Origin of the sequence: Mycobacterium sp. 1081908.1 (genome assembly GCF_001673535.1) — a bacterium.
Classification (GTDB): domain Bacteria; phylum Actinomycetota; class Actinomycetes; order Mycobacteriales; family Mycobacteriaceae; genus Mycobacterium.
Genome location: NZ_LZLY01000018.1, coordinates 1 through 14,673 on the forward strand (window position 1 = coordinate 1; position 14,673 = coordinate 14,673).

Annotated in this window: 13 protein-coding genes and 1 tRNA gene; 7 read left to right on the forward strand and 7 right to left on the reverse strand. The window is 68.8% G+C overall.

All coding sequences use genetic code 11. The features are described from left to right. Positions 1 to 81: 81 nt before the first annotated feature. A tRNA-Leu gene (locus A5655_RS02945) sits at positions 82 to 167 on the reverse strand. Positions 168 to 291: 124 nt separating this feature from the next. Between A5655_RS02945 and A5655_RS02950 the strand changes: the two genes are divergently transcribed. From A5655_RS02950 to A5655_RS02960, 3 genes are all read left to right on the forward strand, one after another. Then, a complete protein-coding gene (locus tag A5655_RS02950) occupies positions 292 to 1,638 on the forward strand; it encodes a M20/M25/M40 family metallo-hydrolase (protein WP_082978444.1) in 1,347 nt (448 codons plus the stop codon). 29 nt (positions 1,639 to 1,667) lie between these two features. After that, a complete protein-coding gene (locus tag A5655_RS02955; protein ID WP_067005414.1) occupies positions 1,668 to 2,198 on the forward strand; it encodes a YbhB/YbcL family Raf kinase inhibitor-like protein in 531 nt (176 codons plus the stop codon). 62 nt (positions 2,199 to 2,260) lie between these two features. Continuing rightward, positions 2,261 to 3,640, forward strand: coding sequence for an HNH endonuclease signature motif containing protein (locus A5655_RS02960; RefSeq protein WP_067005416.1), 1,380 nt, complete (start codon positions 2,261 to 2,263; stop codon positions 3,638 to 3,640). Between the two features lie 171 nt (positions 3,641 to 3,811). Here A5655_RS02960 and A5655_RS02965 read toward each other — a convergent pair whose 3' ends face one another. From A5655_RS02965 to A5655_RS02985, 5 genes are all read right to left on the reverse strand, one after another. Then, on the reverse strand, positions 3,812 to 5,440 hold the full coding sequence (locus A5655_RS02965; protein WP_067005418.1) for a PE family protein: 1,629 nt from the start codon (positions 5,438 to 5,440) through the stop codon (positions 3,812 to 3,814). A 112-nt stretch (positions 5,441 to 5,552) separates the two neighbouring features. Further along, positions 5,553 to 7,616: a PE family protein gene (locus A5655_RS28500; RefSeq protein WP_067005420.1), complete on the reverse strand. Its 2,064-nt coding sequence runs from the start codon at positions 7,614 to 7,616 to the stop codon at positions 5,553 to 5,555. 180 nt (positions 7,617 to 7,796) lie between these two features. After that, positions 7,797 to 8,915, reverse strand: a complete 1,119-nt coding sequence (locus A5655_RS02975; protein ID WP_067005422.1) for a quinone-dependent dihydroorotate dehydrogenase — start codon at positions 8,913 to 8,915, stop codon at positions 7,797 to 7,799. Continuing rightward, positions 8,915 to 9,121 carry a DUF5703 family protein gene (locus A5655_RS02980; protein ID WP_082978448.1) on the reverse strand — a complete coding sequence of 69 codons (207 nt, stop codon included), beginning with the start codon at positions 9,119 to 9,121 and terminating at the stop codon, positions 8,915 to 8,917. Before A5655_RS02980 ends, A5655_RS02975 begins: the two co-directional genes overlap by 1 nt. A gap of 50 nt (positions 9,122 to 9,171) precedes the next feature. After that, positions 9,172 to 10,185, reverse strand: coding sequence for a YncE family protein (locus tag A5655_RS02985; protein WP_197508576.1), 1,014 nt, complete (start codon positions 10,183 to 10,185; stop codon positions 9,172 to 9,174). A 164-nt stretch (positions 10,186 to 10,349) separates the two neighbouring features. Here A5655_RS02985 and A5655_RS02990 point away from each other — a divergent pair, with 164 nt between their 5' ends. The 4 genes from A5655_RS02990 to A5655_RS03005 all read left to right on the forward strand — a co-directional run bounded on the left by A5655_RS02990 (position 10,350) and on the right by A5655_RS03005 (position 12,922). Beyond that, positions 10,350 to 10,652: a hypothetical protein gene (locus A5655_RS02990; RefSeq protein ID WP_067005425.1), complete on the forward strand. Its 303-nt coding sequence runs from the start codon at positions 10,350 to 10,352 to the stop codon at positions 10,650 to 10,652. A 37-nt stretch (positions 10,653 to 10,689) separates the two neighbouring features. Continuing rightward, positions 10,690 to 11,469 (forward strand): histidine phosphatase family protein, encoded by a 780-nt coding sequence (locus A5655_RS02995; protein ID WP_067005427.1) that lies wholly within the window; start codon positions 10,690 to 10,692, stop codon positions 11,467 to 11,469. 63 nt (positions 11,470 to 11,532) lie between these two features. Beyond that, complete coding sequence (locus A5655_RS03000) at positions 11,533 to 12,120, forward strand: DUF3090 domain-containing protein (protein WP_067005429.1); 588 nt, start codon at positions 11,533 to 11,535, stop codon at positions 12,118 to 12,120. Next, the gene (locus A5655_RS03005; protein WP_082978446.1) at positions 12,104 to 12,922 is read left to right on the forward strand and encodes an SCO1664 family protein; all 819 of its coding nucleotides are present in this window, start codon (positions 12,104 to 12,106) and stop codon (positions 12,920 to 12,922) included. Before A5655_RS03000 ends, A5655_RS03005 begins: the two co-directional genes overlap by 17 nt. Before the next feature lie 2 nt (positions 12,923 to 12,924). Here the strand turns inward: A5655_RS03005 and A5655_RS03010 are convergent, their stop codons facing one another. Next, entirely contained in the window at positions 12,925 to 14,445 is a 1,521-nt protein-coding gene (locus A5655_RS03010) for a PE family protein (RefSeq protein ID WP_067005433.1), read from the reverse strand. Between the last annotated feature and the right edge of the window lie 228 nt (positions 14,446 to 14,673).

The window sequence follows — 14,673 nt, forward strand, 5'->3', positions numbered from 1 at the left end:
AGAAAACACCCCCAGCCAACAACTGAAGGTGTTCACTATGTCGCGAGACATCTGTCCTCGATGTCTCGCGACATCACGGTGTGTCCGAGGGGGGACTTGAACCCCCACGCCCATTAGTAGGGCACTAGCACCTCAAGCTAGCGCGTCTGCCATTCCGCCACTCGGACAAGACCAAACGAATGTTGGCAGCTAAGGCTATCGGATCGGCCCGCGCGGACCCAACCCAGCTCGCCGCCGGCAGAAGGTTCCGGCCCGAGCCCGGCGGCGCCGGCAGTGGTAGGAAAGGTGGTTGTGACCGAGCGCACCGAGCTGTCGTCCAATCGCTTTGATGACGTGGTCGAGGTTGTCAGCAAGCTGATCCGGTTCGACACCACCAACACCGGCGAACCCGAGACCACTCGCGGCGAGGCCGAGTGCGCGCAGTGGGTCGCCGAGCAGCTGCAAGAGGTCGGCTACCTCCCGCAATACATCGAGTCCGGCGCACCCGGCCGCGGCAACGTGGTCGCCCGCCTTAAGGGCGCGGACAGCTCGCGCGGTGCGCTGCTGATCCACGGGCACCTCGACGTGGTCCCGGCCGAGCCCGCCGATTGGACCGTGCACCCCTTCTCTGGCGCGATCCGCGACGGCTTCGTCTGGGGCCGAGGCGCGGTCGACATGAAGGACATGGTCGGCATGATGCTGGTGGTCGCCCGGCAGTTGAAGCGGGACCGCATCGTGCCGCCCCGCGACCTGGTGTTCGCGTTTGTCGCCGACGAGGAGCACGGCGGGCACTACGGGGCCCAATGGTTGGTCGACAATCGGCCGGAGCTGTTCGACGGCGTGACGGAGGCGATCGGCGAAGTGGGCGGGTTCTCCCTGACGGTGCCGCGCCGCGACGGAGGAGAGCGCCGGCTCTACCTCATCGAGACGGCCGAGAAGGCGATGTCGTGGATGCGGCTCAGCGCCCACGGCCCGGCCGGACACGGATCGATGGTGCACGACCAGAACGCGGTCACGGCCGTCGCCGAGGCGGTCGCGCGGCTCGGCAGGCACCAGTTTCCGCTCGTGGTGACCGACACCGTCGCGCAATTCCTCGCCGCCGTTAGCGAGGAGACCGGGCTGACCTTCGACATCGAGTCGGACGACCTGGCGGGGACCATCGACAAGCTCGGCCCCATGGCCCGCATGCTCAAGGCCGTCCTGCACGACACCGCCAACCCGACGATGCTCAAGGCCGGGTACAAGGCCAACGTCATCCCGGCGACGGCGGAGGCGGTGGTGGACTGCCGCATCCTGCCCGGCCGCAAGGAGGCGTTCGAGGCCGAGGTCGACGAGCTGCTCGGCCCCAACGTGACCCGCGAATGGATCAGGGACCACCCCTCGTACGAGACCAGCTTCGACGGCGAGCTGGTCGACGCCATGAACGCCGCCGTCCTGGCGCTCGACCCGGACGGCCGGACGGTGCCCTACATGCTTTCCGGGGGGACCGACGCGAAAGCGTTCGCGCGCTTGGGCATTCGTTGTTTCGGCTTCAGCCCGCTGCGGCTGCCGCCGGATCTGGATTTCGCCGCGCTGTTCCACGGCGTCGACGAACGGGTACCCATCGATGCGCTGAGGTTCGGCACCGAGGTGCTGGCACACTTCCTGACACACTGCTAGCGACGACAACCGAACGAGAGGATCGCTCCATGAGCCTGCCGCAGGACCCCTATGACGCGCTGCCCAAGCTGCCGTCGTTCAGCCTGAGTTCGGACTCGATCACCAACGGGCAGCCGCTGGCCACCCCGCAGATCAGCGGGATCATGGGCGCCGGCGGGGAGGACGTCAGCCCGCAGCTGAGCTGGTCGGGGTTCCCCGAGGAGACCCGCAGCTTCGCCGTCACCGTCTACGACCCGGACGCCCCGACGCTGTCCGGATTCTGGCACTGGGCGGTGGCCAACCTGCCCGCGAACGTCACCGAGCTGCCCGACAACGCCGGCGAGGGCAGCGAGTTGCCCGGCGGCGCACTGACTTTGGTCAACGACGCCGGCATGCGTCGTTACGTCGGCGCCGCGCCGCCTCCGGGCCACGGCCCGCACCGGTACTACGTCGCGGTGCACGCCGTGGACGTCGAGAAGCTCGACCTGCCCGAGGACGCCAGCCCGGCCTTCCTCGGGTTCAACCTGTTCCAGCACGCGATCGCGCGCGCCTACATCTACGGGACCTACGAGCAGAACTAGCTCGCTGGGCACTTAGCCGGCGTCACCGGTTCTTGTCGGTGGCGCGGCGTAGTCTTTCGAACATGAGTTCGAGTACGCGCGAGGATATCGTCGAGGATTTCGACGCGCTGCGTGCCGTGGTTTCGCGCATTGTGGGGCATCGCTATGACGCGTTGACGACGCCGGAGCGGCTGGCGTTGTTGGCGCGGCTCGAAGAGGAGACGCGGCGGTTGCCGGTGGCGGGGCATGTGTTGATCAATCAGCTGGGTGCGCAGGCCACGCCAGCGGAGTTGGGCGGGCGGCTGTCTCATGTGCTGGCCGATCGGCTGCGCATCACCCGCGGTGAGGCCGGCCGGCGGGTGGCCGAGGCCGCCGACTTGGGGCCGCGTCAGGCGCTGACCGGGGAACCGTTGGTGCCGCGGTTGGCGGCCACCGCCGCCGCCCAGCGCGCCGGGCAGGCCGGCGCCGGTCATGTGCGGGTGATTCGCCGATTCCTCGAGGAGTTGCCCTGCTGGGTGGACGCCGGCACGCGCGAACAGGCCGAGGCCGATCTGGCCAAGCTGGCCGCCGAGTATCGCCCGGAGCAGGTGGGTCTGTGGGCCGATCTGATCGCCCAGTACGTCAATCCCGACGGCAGCTACACCGATGAGGAACGCGCGCGTCGGCGCGGGCTGAGCCTGGGCAAACAAGGCATCGACGGCATGTCGGCCTTGCGGGGCTGGCTGACCCCCGAGGCCCGCGCCACCCTTGAGGCGGTGCTGGCCAAAACGGCCGCCCCGGGGATGTGCAATCCCGAGGACGACACCCCCGTCGTCGACGACCCGCCCGATGAGCAGGCCCAGCGCCGCGATACCCGCAGCGCGGCCCAGCGCAACCACGACGGGCTCAACGCCGCCCTACGCGCCTTGCTGGCATCGGGAAAGCTGGGCCAACACAACGGATTACCGGCGTCGATCATCGTGACGACCACCCTGCAGGACCTCGAGGCCGCCGCCGGCAAAGGCTTGACCGGTGGCGGCACCGTGTTGCCGATGTCGGACGTGATTCGCCTGGCACGCCACGCGCATCAGTATTTGGCGATCTTCGACAAGGGCCACGCGGTGGCGCTGTATCACACCAAAAGGCTGGCCTCGCCCGGTCAGCGAATTGTCTTGTACGCCAAGGATCGCGGCTGCACCCGCCCCGGATGCGATGTGCCGGGCTACCGGTGTGAAGTCCACCATGTCGAGGACTGGGCGACCACCCACTGCACCGACGTCGACAATCTGACGCTGGCCTGCGGAGCCGATCACCCCCTGGTCGAACCCGGAGGCTGGATCACCCGAAAACGCAACGACGGCACCACCGAATGGATCCCGCCCCCGCAACTCGACCACGGCCAACCACGAACCAACACCTTCCATCACCCGGAAAAACTCTGGTCCGATGAAGGAGCCGAAGGCGACGAAGACGGGCCAGCATAACTAGCCGACCTTTAGGCCGCCGGGAATTTCGGCGTCAAGCTAGCGGGATCCTCTCAGCCGATCAGTGGCCATCGAACTGCCCGATGATGGGGTGGACGCGATGACGTAGGTGGCGCGGCTCATATCGAGCAGAAGGTTCGCCCCGCGGAAGCGCAACGTTCGATGGCTCGCCTACGGTGCGATCGCCTCGGCGATCTGACGTGGCATGAAGTTCACCAATTCGGGGATCAGGCCGCCGAATTGCGTTCCGCCCAAGCTGACGGTGACGACCTGAACTGGCTGGCCGATACCCGCGGAGACCTCCATTGTCGCCGAGATCGGTTGCGGCGGAGTGAGAATCCCATCGAACGGCATGTGTATGACGATCGGTGTATTGGCGGGGACGATGGTGATCCCCGGGAGTAGCGGCGGGATGGCGCCGATAGTTATCGTCTCGGTGACCGGGATCGTCAGGTCGATAACGGTATGACCGTTGAGGAAGCCGTTCAGGGCGTAGGCGGGCAGGTCGGCGAGGGCGCCCATCGCCGCCACTCCGTTTCCGGTCTGAACGGCCGCCCCGAACACCGTGGCGCCCGTTGCGAGCCCGTCCAGTGCGGCGATCGGTGGGCCGATGATCGCGAAGCCCAACGGGAGGGTGGTCGTGTTGAGCGCGCTGACGAAGTGCTGCGCCATCTGTGCGGGGATGGAGCCCCGCGGTATCAGGTTGACGAGGGACTGTTCCTCCGCGGCGGGGATGGAGGCCAACGGGAGCAGGTCTCCCGCCGGGCCCTCCACCTTGTATGAAGGCGCGCTGAGGAGCAACGGGTTGCTGGAGTCGACCCCGACGACATTGATGTCGACCCCGCTGAGGAGGAGGTCCAGAAACGCACGTGGGACGGCCTCGACCGCGCCGTGGTAATCAGCCGTTACGAGCGAGTGGCCAGCCGTTCCGATGTCGTGCTCGAAGACCGGGAAGGTTTTTTTCAGGTCCGCGCCGGCCTTCTGCAGGCCCGCGCCGATCGCCTGGTTGTAACTGTTCTGCTCGTTGATGAACGACTGCATCGTCGGAGCGAAGGTCGATGTTCCCTGGATCGCGATCTGGATGTTCGCCGGAATGTTGCCGAGCGTGGTGGGGAAGTTCTGCAGCTGGCTGGCCACCACCGTCCCGACGGTATGCGCGTACCCGTTCTGGTTGCTGATGACCTGGTGCAGGGCGGGGAACGGGTCGGACATCCAGTCGTTGAAGATGGTTTGCAGGTTGGCGCCGGTGTTGGCGAAGAGCATCTGCCACGGACCGCCGGCCTGTGAGGCCGTCGTCCCGGCCGCGAACAACGATGGCAGCAGCCTGACTTCGATCCCGTCCCACTGAGCGGTCAAGAAGGAACCGATTTGCTGGCCTGCCCCGCTGAAGACCGAGCCCAGGGGGTTTCCGCCGAGCAGCCCGCCTAAAACCCCGCCGCCGCCCCCGCCGAGGACCTGGCCCAGGCCACCGAGGATTGGATCCGTGGCCGCGGCGGGCGCGCTGATCGCGTTGGCCGCGTTGGCGATCTCGGTGCCGAGGTACGCCGCCGCACCGCCGTTCAACAGATTCGAGAATTCGTTGTGAAACGTCGCCGCCTGGGCGATCAAAGCCTGAAATCGCTTACCGTACAGGCCGAATACTCCCGAGATTGCGGACGACACGTCGTCGGCGCCCGCGGCGGCAACGCTAGTGGTAAAGCCCGCCGCGGCCGAGGTGGCCTCGCCGAGGGTGGAGCCGATCCCCGCGACACTCTGGGCCGCCGCTGACACCGTTTCCGGCGTGGCGACTAGGAAGGACATGCTTTCCCCCTCGACTTACGCTGCCTCCGCATACGCGGTCATGTTCGCAAATGCGGGGCCCACACGCACTCGAAATCCCGGCTTTTGACCGCAGTCTGAGCGATCGAGCTAGCTAGCCGTTAGGTGTGATTGCCGCGGCGATCGCTTCCGGAATGGTGTTGAACAACGTCGGGAAGAGGCCGCCGAATTCCGTGCCGCCAAGGGTCTGGTTGATGGGGACGCTGATGCCGAGGAGGTTCAACGGAATCGTCACCGAAAGCGGTTCCGGCGGAGTAAGAAGCCCGTCGAACGGCACGTGCGCTGTGGCCGGCAGGACAATCAGGCCCACCCCAGGCTCCATCACGGCCACCGGCAGCGGCAGATCCACCAGCAATTGGCCGTTGAGGAAGCCATTCATCGCGTAGGCCGGCATGTCGCCGACCGCGTTCAGCATTCCCAGGACGTTGCCGGCCTGCGCGGCCGCACCGAACGCCGTCGCGCCCTGCGCGACCCCGTTCGCCATCGCGAACGGCGGGCCCAATATCGCGAAGCCCAGCTGCAATGGCAACCCGAAGATGGCGGTGCCGGCCAGTGTGCCGCCTGGAGGCAACGCCGCCAGGGTCACCGTGAAGTTCGCCGAGACGCCGGCGTCGGTGAGTACGCCGACCGCATTGGCGAAGTTGTGCAGCATCTGCCCGGGGATCGAGCCGGAAGGAACCAGGCTGGCGACGCCCTGCACCTGCTGTCCGGTGGCGGTCAGGATGGGAAGTAGGGCTGCCGCCGGGCCCTCCAACCCGACCGGGCCCACGATGGAGATCGTGGCGCTGAGGTTCGGTATGGAACCGCTGACGTTGGTCGCCAAGTGGCTGGTATCGAACCCGGTGATGAACAGGTCGATCGGCGCGTGAGCCGCGTCCTGCACCGCCGCGTAGTAATTGCCGACGGCTACCGCGTCCCGGGCCTCCGACATGTCGCGGAGCGCGGCGGGCAATGTGCCCTGCAGGCCCGAGCCGAGTTGCTGCAGCGACGTGCTGACCGTCCACCCGTAGCCGGTCACACCGCTGACGAAGTCCTCCCCGATGGCCACCGGGTTGAAGGTCGACACGCCCTGGGCGGCGAGTTGAATGTTCGGCGCCACGTTCGCGGGGAAACCCTGCAGGTCGGTCGCGATCCCATTCGCGATGAGCTGCGCGTAGTGACTCTGGTTGGCGATGATCTGACTCAGGACCGGGAACGGATGGGTCGCGAACTGCGCGCCCATCAGGTTCAGGTTCGTGAAGGTGTTCTGGAAGAGGACGGTGTACGGGTTGGGGTAGGGCGCTGGGCTGCCGGGGGGCACTGGCCCAAACAGACCTGGCAGCAACGAATTCAGCAGGGGTTGGAGCCCCTGGAGCAGCGGCACGTCCTGGAAGAGCCCGGTGCCGACGCCCAGCAGGTTGGGCAGGGTTATGCCGTTGGTGAGCTCGTTGGAAAGGAAGTTGCCCAGGTCGAGTCCGACGCCGTTGAGGGTCGGCCCCAGCAAGGCGCCGAGGGGCCCCGAGGTGAGGCTCAGGCCGGGCGTCAGGTTGCCGAGATTTATCGGCCCGAAGAAGTCGCTCAGGGTGGGGAAGGCATTCAGGATCGCCGGATTGAACAAGGAGCCCAGGCCGTTGGCGAACGCGCTGCCGATGCTGTTGAGGGGGCTGAGGAGTTGGCTCAACCCGCTACCGAGGCCGCCGAGCAGCCCGCCGCCCCCGGTGCCCAGGCCGAGCAGTCCGTCGAGCCCACCTAGCAAGCCACCGCCGCCGCTCGAGCCGCCCAGGCCGAGCAGGCCGCCCGAACCGAGCAGGCCTCCCGAGCCGAGCAGCCCGCCGAGGATCGGGTCCGACGCGGCCGCGCCGCCGGCGGCGAAGCCGCCGAGCATGCCCTGCTCTGCGTTGGCGAGCTCGGTGCTGAGGTACGCCGCCGCCCCACCGTTCAACAGGCTGACAAACTCGTTGTGGAATGCCGCCGCCTGGGCGCTCATCGCCTGGAATTGCTGCCCGTAACTGCCGAACAACTCCGAGATGGCGAGCGACACGTCATCCGCGGCGGCGGAGGTGATGGCGGTCGTCTGGCCCGCTGCCGCCGCGGTGACCTCCCGCAATGACGAACCGATGCCCGCTAGGTCTCCCGCGGCGGCGCCCACCGTCTCCGGCGCAGTGACTAAAAACGACATCGTCGTCTCCCCTCGAAGACTCCCCATTGCCCGATTTACGTCATACCAGTCACAATGTCGACCAAAATGTGACGTACTAAACGTATTCTTCTTGTTTCTAACAGCTTGTTCTACAAATGCACAACCCCGGATTGGCAAGGCCGTCAATCCATTTTATTGACACACGCCCAATAAGGTGGTCTACCCGGACTCGCCGACCTGGCCTGAGCTGCCCGCCGGCCTGCCCGGGTCGACGGCCGCGGACCCCACCGCCTCGCCAAGCGACGCGAAACCGCCTTCGTGCAAGCGGCGGGCGATGCCGTCGTGAATGTGCTTGGGCCACAAGCCCCCTCCGTAGATGAAGCCGGTGTAGCCCTGCAGCAGCGACGCGCCCGCGGTGATCCGTTCCCACGCATCGTCGGCGGTCTCGATGCCGCCCACGCTGATGAGCACCAGGCGGTCACCCACCCGGCCGTAGAGCCGGCGCAGCACCTCGACCGCCCTGCGCGCCACCGGCGGCCCCGAGATGCCGCCCTCTCCAAGGGTTTTCACCCCCGCGGTGCTCAGGCCGTCCCGCGAGACCGTGGTGTTGGTGGCGACGATGCCGGCCAGGCCGAGCTCGACAGCCAGGTCGGCGATGTCGTCGACGTCGGAATCGGAAAGATCGGGTGCGATCTTGACCAGCACCGGTGTCGACGTCGTCGAGGCCTCCAGCAGGACGCCCTGCAGGATGGGCCGCAGCGACTCCACCGCCTGCAGGTCACGCAGCCCCGGCGTGTTCGGCGAGCTGACGTTGACCACCAGGTACGACGCGAGCGGCGCGACCAGCCGGGCGCTCGCCCGATAGTCGCCGATGGCGTCGGCGGCCGGGACCGCCTTGGTCTTGCCGATGTTGACGCCGACCGGCACGCCGGGCCGGCGGTGGGTCAGGCGGATCGCCAGCGCGCCGGCGCCGCGGTTGTTGAACCCCATCCGGTTCAGCAGGGCCCGGTCGGCGGGCAGCCGGAACAGGCGCGGGCCGGGATTGCCGGGCTGGGGTTGCGCCGTGACGGTGCCCACCTCGGCATACCCGAAACCCAACGCGCCCCAGGTGAGCAGCCCCTTGCCGTCCTTGTCGAACCCGGCGGCCAGCCCCAGCGGGCCCGGGAAACGCACCCCGAATACGGTGCTGGCCAGCACCGGATCGGTCGGGCCGAGCCGGCGGTGCAGCAACCGCCGCGTGACGGGCAGGACGGTGGCGCCGCGCAGCAGCGCGAACACCAGCGTGTGAATGCGCTCGGGCGGGAACAGGAACAACAGCCGGCGGATAAGCCGGTACATCACAATTCCGGCTGGTCGGGCCGCCGGCTGTCCAGACGAGATTTCTTGCGGCGCAACAACACTCGTCGGCTGCCGTCGGTGTAGAGCCGCACGCGGGTGAGCTCCCAGCCGCGATATTCGGCCTCGATGGACAGCCGGATGGACGCGCTGACCCGCGTCACCTCGGGCGGCAGGCGCAGCGGAATCCATTCGTATTCGTCGGACATCTCCGCTTCCCAGCCCGCGGGCAGCCGGCTCCACCGGGGCGCGGGCCGCGTCACGGCGCACCCCGCGCGTGCTCGATGATCTGGACGCCCGCACCCGTCCCCGACACCACGTACAAGGTGCCCGACGCTTCGTCAAAAGCCAGCGAGTTGGGTTGTTGCACGGTTGGGTATCGCACCCTTTCGACGGGAATTCCGGTTGACAGATCGTAACCAATGACGACGTTCGACGCGGTGAGGGACACCCAGGCCAGCTCGCGGGAACCGGCCAGGCCGTAGGGGGACTGCCGCACCGGGTAGGCCTGCCGGAGGATCAGCGGGTCGACGCCGTACACCAGCAGCTGGCCGCCGCGGGTGTCGGCGACCAGGACGCGGCCCAGCGGATCGGCGGCCAGGGTGGTGGCGCCCTCGCCGGCGCGCAGGGCCTGCTCGACGCGACCGTCGGCGCCGATCGTCGTCACCGAGGTCTGCCCGCGATCCAGCACCACCATCGTATTCCCTTGCGACACCAGGGCATCCACGCGGGCGAAGATCTTCTTCCGGCTGCTGATGGTGGCGCTCTTGACCGAGGCCGGTGTCCGGGAGGCGAAGGTGTAGACGGCGCCGTCGGCGCTGCCCAGCACCAGCGTGCCGTCGGCGCGCTGGGTGACCGCGGTGAAGTCGATCTGCTGGGAGTTGGCGACGGGCACCCGGGTTGCCTGAGCAGCGGACAGGTCGACCGTGATGTAGCCGCCCCGGGTGGCCAGGTACGCCGTGCCGTGCCCGTCGCCGGTCAACGCGGTCGCCGGGCCCGGCAGGTCAACCACCCGCGGCGGGGCCTGCGGATCACCGAATTCGGTGAGGGTGGCGGGCGCCTCCGGGTCGGCGCCGGGAGCCAACACGGCCAGCTGACGGGTGGCGCCGTCGAAGATTGCCGCCACTGCGGGGCCGGGCAGCGGCCGCACCGCTCCGGCCGGGCTCTGAGACACCGGCGGGGAGGCGGCGGCCTGGGCCGGTTCGATCGTCGGCGGCGCGCTTGTGAGCGGATTGCTGGCGCAACCCGCGCAGAGCGTGATCAACGCCAGCAAAGCTGACAGGGCAGCAAAGGGGTGTTGAGCCCAGCCCCTATCTCGTCGCAGCAATTATTTTCCCTCGCGTCACCAACGTGAAAGTCAAATTTTAGGGAACGGTTTCGCATCCAATATGGCCATGTTGCCTGCATCGGGTCGGACTGGAGAGGTATGGTCGCGTCATGACCGTCATCGTTGACCGGCATATCTCGGACAAAGAGTTTGCTGTCGAGGACATCTCGACCGGAATCTTTGCCAGTGGGTACGGGCAACTCGGTGATGGGCGCAGTTTCTCCTTCCACATCGAGCACCGATCGCTCGTCGTCGAAATTTACCGTCCACGCCTTGCGGGTCCCGTTCCGCAGGCTGAGGACGTGGTCGCGCGCGCGATCCGCGGCCTGGTCGACATCGACCTCACCGACGAGCGCAGCCTGGCCGCCGCGGTACGCGACTCGATCGCGCACGCGGTGCCGGTCTCGCGCTAGCGATCCTTCCGCGCCCCTACCGAGTACGGTCGTCGTCGTGACCGTCATCCTGCTTAGGCACGGCCGCTCCACCTCGAACACCGCTGGCGTCCTCGCCGGCCGCTCGGAGGGCGTCGACCTCGACGACAAGGGCCGCGAGCAGGCCGCCGGCCTGATCGACCGGATCGGCGCCCTGCCGATCCGCGCGGTGGTCACCTCGCCGCTGCTGCGCTGCCGGCGCACCGTCGAGCCGCTGGCCGAAGCGCTGTGCCTCGAGCCGTTGATCGACGAGGAGCTCGCCGAGGTGGACTACGGCGACTGGACGGGCCGCAAAATCGGCGAGTTGACGAAAGAGCCGCTGTGGCGGGTGGTCCAGGCGCATCCCAGCGCGGCGGTGTTCCCCGGCGGCGAGGGCCTGGCGCAGGTGCAGGCCCGCGCGGTCGCCGCCATCCGCGGGCACGACCGGCGGCTGGCCATGGAGCATGCCGGAACAGATGGCGGTGAACCCGGCGGCGACGCGCTCTGGGTGGCCTGCACCCACGGCGACGTCATCAAGGCCGTCGTCGCCGACGCGTACGGCATGCACCTGGACGGCTTCCAGCGCATCACCGCCGACCCCGGGTCGGTGACCGTGATCCGCTACACCCCGCTGCGGCCGTTCGTGTTGCACGTCAACCACACCGGCGCCGGGCTGTCCGCCGCGCTGCGGGCGGGGCCGCCCCCCAAAGACGACTCCAAGGGTGATGAGGCTCACGGTGAGTCGAAGGGGGGATCGCAAACCGGGCCGGCCGAAGCGGTGCCGACGAGCGACGCGGTGGTCGGCGGGTCGACAGATTAGTTTCCCTGGGGCGGGGCAATCGAATCGCACGGCGACGGCAACAGCCGGTATTTTGGAGGTGCCATGGCCCGCGCAATTCACGTCTTCCGCACGCCCGACCGCTTCGTGGCCGGGACCGTCGGCCAGCCCGGAAATCGCACGTTTTACATACAGGCCGTGGGCGATTCGCGGGTGGTGTCGGTGGTTCTGGAGAAGCAACAGGTCGCGGTCCTCGCGGAGCGGATCGGCGCGCTGCTGCTGGAGGTGAACCGCAGGTTCGGCACCCCGGTCCCGCCCGAGCCCGCCGAGATCGACGACCTCAACCCGTTGATCACACCCGTCGACGCGGAGTTCCGGGTCGGGACCATGGGCCTCGGCTGGGATTCGGAGGCGCAGACGGTGGTGGTCGAGTTGCTGGCCGTCACCGACGCCGAGTTCGACGCCTCGGTCGTGCTCGACGACACCGACGAGGGTCCCGACGCGGTGCGGGTGTTCTTGACGCCGGAGTCGGCGCGCCAGTTCGCCACCCGCTCCAACCGCGTCATCTCGGCCGGCCGTCCGCCGTGCCCGCTGTGCGACGAACCGTTGGACCCCGAGGGCCACATCTGCGCGCGCACCAACGGTTACAAGCGCAGCGCGCTGCTCGGGCCCGACGATGAACCCGAGGAATAGCGACGAGCGTGCGGTGCTGCGGGACGGGGAGCTGACGGTCCTCGGACGCATCCGCTCGGCCAGCAACGCCACCTTCTTGTGCGAGTCGACGCTCGGCGAGGCGACCGTGCACTGCGTCTACAAGCCGGTCTCCGGCGAGGCGCCGCTGTGGGATTTTCCGGACGGAACCCTGGCCGGCCGCGAAGTCGCCGCGTACCGGATCGCGACACAATTGGGCTGGAACATCGTGCCCTACACCATCATTCGGCACGGGCCGGCGGGCCCGGGCATGCTGCAGCTGTGGGTGGAGCAGGCCGGCGACGCGGCCGACTCCGACCCGCCGCCCGGCCCGGACCTGGTCGACCTGTTTCCCGCCAACAAGCTGCAGCCGGGCTACCTGCCGGTGCTGCGGGCCTACGACTACGCCGGCGACGAGGTCATCCTGGTCCATGCCGACGACATTCGGTTGTGGCGGATGGCGGTGTTCGATGTCCTGATCAACAACGCCGACCGCAAGGGCGGCCACGTCCTGCGCGACCTCGAGGGGCACATCTACGGCGTCGACCACGGGGTGTCCTTGCACGTGGAGAACAAGTTGCGCACGGTGTTGTGGGGCTGGGCGGGCAAGCCGATCGACGACAACACGTGCGAGGCGATCGGTGGGCTCGCCGAGTCCCTCGCCGGCTCGTTCGGCGCCGAGCTGGCCGAGCACATCACGCGCGCCGAAATCGCGGCGCTGCGCGGGCGTGCGCTCGCGCTGCTGGACAACCCGGTCATGCCCGGGCCCAACCGGCACCGCCCGATTCCGTGGCCGGCGTTCTAGGGCTACGGGATCCCAGCCGTCCCGGCCATGCCGAACAGTAGTCCGCCCAGGCCGCCGGGGCCCCCGGTGACGCCGTTGGAGCCATTTCCTCCGTTCCCGCCACTGCCGATCAGCTGGGCGTCACCGCCGCCACCGCCTGCGTTACCGGTGCCGGCGCCCGCCCCGGCGGCGCCTCCGCCGCCGCCGTTGCCGATCAGCCCGGCGGCGCCACCGTAGCCCCCGCTCCCGTTGGTTTGGAGGCCGGTGCCGCCCTGGCCTCCCGACGCACCGACGCCAATGAGGCGGCCGCCCGCGCCGCCGTTGCCTCCGGACCCGCCGAGGACGCCGTCGCCGCCGGCGCCGCCCACCCCGCCTAGGCCGAGCAGGCCACTGTTGCCGCCGGCGCCGCCATTCCCACCGGCCCCGCTCAGAACAGTTGAGCCATTCGCACCGTTGCCGCCCGCGCCACCGTGGCCGTACAGCAGTCCGGCGGTGCCGCCGTTGCCACCGGCTCCGCCCAGGTTGCCCACCCCGCCGCCGCCGTTTCCGCCGGCTCCCCCGCTGCCGAACAGGCTGGCGCTGCCGCCAGCGCCACCCACCCCGCCGTTGGCGCCGCCGGTGCCGCCGGCTCCACCGTTGCCGGACAACAGGCCGCCTCCGCCGCCGGCCCCGCCGGCCAGGGTGCCCGAACCGCTGCCGCCGCTACCGCCATTGCCGACGAGCTCGGTGCGGCCGCCGGCACCGCCGAAGCCGCCACCACCAATCCCCGCGCCGGCGTTACCGCCGGCGCCGCCGTCACCGATCAGGCCGCCCGAGCCCCCGTGGCCGCCCGACCCGTTGGTAACGGGGCCGGCGCCGCCGTCGCCTCCAGCGCCGCCGGCGCCGTATAGCCATGCAGCGCCGCCAGTTCCGCCGGTGCCGCCGATCAGCCCGGTGCCGCCGAGGCCGCCCCGGCCACCATTGCCGTAGAGCAATCCGCCGGTGCCGCCATTACCGCCGTTGCCCCCGTTGCCGGGGCCGACCCCGGGCAGGCCCGCGCCGCCGGCACCGCCGCTGCCGATCAGTCCGGCGGCGCCGCCGTTACCACCGTTGGGGTGGCCGGCGCCGCCCGAGGCGCCGTTGCCGCCGTTGCCGTAGAGCAGTCCGCCGGCACCGCCATCTTGCCCGGTGCCCGCCACCCCATCAGCGCCGTTACCGATCAGCGGACGCCCCAGTACGGCCTGGAACGGCGCATTCAGCGCGTCCAGTACATTCTGTTGGGCACTGGCGGCCTCGGTGCTCGCATAAGACGCGCCACTCCCGGTCAGGGCCTGGACGAACCGATCGTGAAGCGCGGAGGCCTCGGCCGTGAGCGCTTGATAGCTTTGGGCATACCCGCCAAACAGCTTCGCCATTGCCGTTGACACTTCGTCGGCCGCCGGCGCCAACAACCCGATAGTTGGACCCGCGGCGGCACTGGTGGCCATCTGGATCGACGAACCGATGCGGGCCAAATCGCCTGCCGCGGACACGAACGCCTCCGGCGAAGCCACCACAAAAGACATCTGTTCTCCCGTCTGACCCATCCGCTTCGACAGCAATCGGTCAGCCTTAGACGGCTGGCGAGCGGAGCATAATCACAATCCGAGGCGAATCGTGTGAGATCGAGTGTTCCCGTATCGGCAGGCGTCGACCGGTCGGTGCGGGCGGGCGCACAAGCCGGGACCCAGAGTCAGGCAACAATCATCTTGTAATAACAGGATGATTCGTCAGGGCGGTGGCCGGATATCGCG

What these genes read in the sequence shown, in the direction of transcription:
- A5655_RS02955 (WP_067005414.1), top strand. Translation starts at nt 1,668, where the DNA reads ATGAGCCTGCCGCAGGACCCCTATGACGCGCTGCCCAAGCTGCCGTCG.
- A5655_RS02960 (WP_067005416.1), top strand. Translation starts at nt 2,261, where the DNA reads ATGAGTTCGAGTACGCGCGAGGATATCGTCGAGGATTTCGACGCGCTG.
- A5655_RS02965 (WP_067005418.1), bottom strand. Translation starts at nt 5,440, where the DNA reads ATGTCCTTCCTAGTCGCCACGCCGGAAACGGTGTCAGCGGCGGCCCAG.
- A5655_RS28500 (WP_067005420.1), bottom strand. Translation starts at nt 7,616, where the DNA reads ATGTCGTTTTTAGTCACTGCGCCGGAGACGGTGGGCGCCGCCGCGGGA.
- A5655_RS02975 (WP_067005422.1), bottom strand. Translation starts at nt 8,915, where the DNA reads ATGTACCGGCTTATCCGCCGGCTGTTGTTCCTGTTCCCGCCCGAGCGC.
- A5655_RS02980 (WP_082978448.1), bottom strand. Translation starts at nt 9,121, where the DNA reads ATGTCCGACGAATACGAATGGATTCCGCTGCGCCTGCCGCCCGAGGTG.
- A5655_RS02990 (WP_067005425.1), top strand. Translation starts at nt 10,350, where the DNA reads ATGACCGTCATCGTTGACCGGCATATCTCGGACAAAGAGTTTGCTGTC.
- A5655_RS03000 (WP_067005429.1), top strand. Translation starts at nt 11,533, where the DNA reads ATGGCCCGCGCAATTCACGTCTTCCGCACGCCCGACCGCTTCGTGGCC.
- A5655_RS03005 (WP_082978446.1), top strand. Translation starts at nt 12,104, where the DNA reads ATGAACCCGAGGAATAGCGACGAGCGTGCGGTGCTGCGGGACGGGGAG.
- A5655_RS03010 (WP_067005433.1), bottom strand. Translation starts at nt 14,445, where the DNA reads ATGTCTTTTGTGGTGGCTTCGCCGGAGGCGTTCGTGTCCGCGGCAGGC.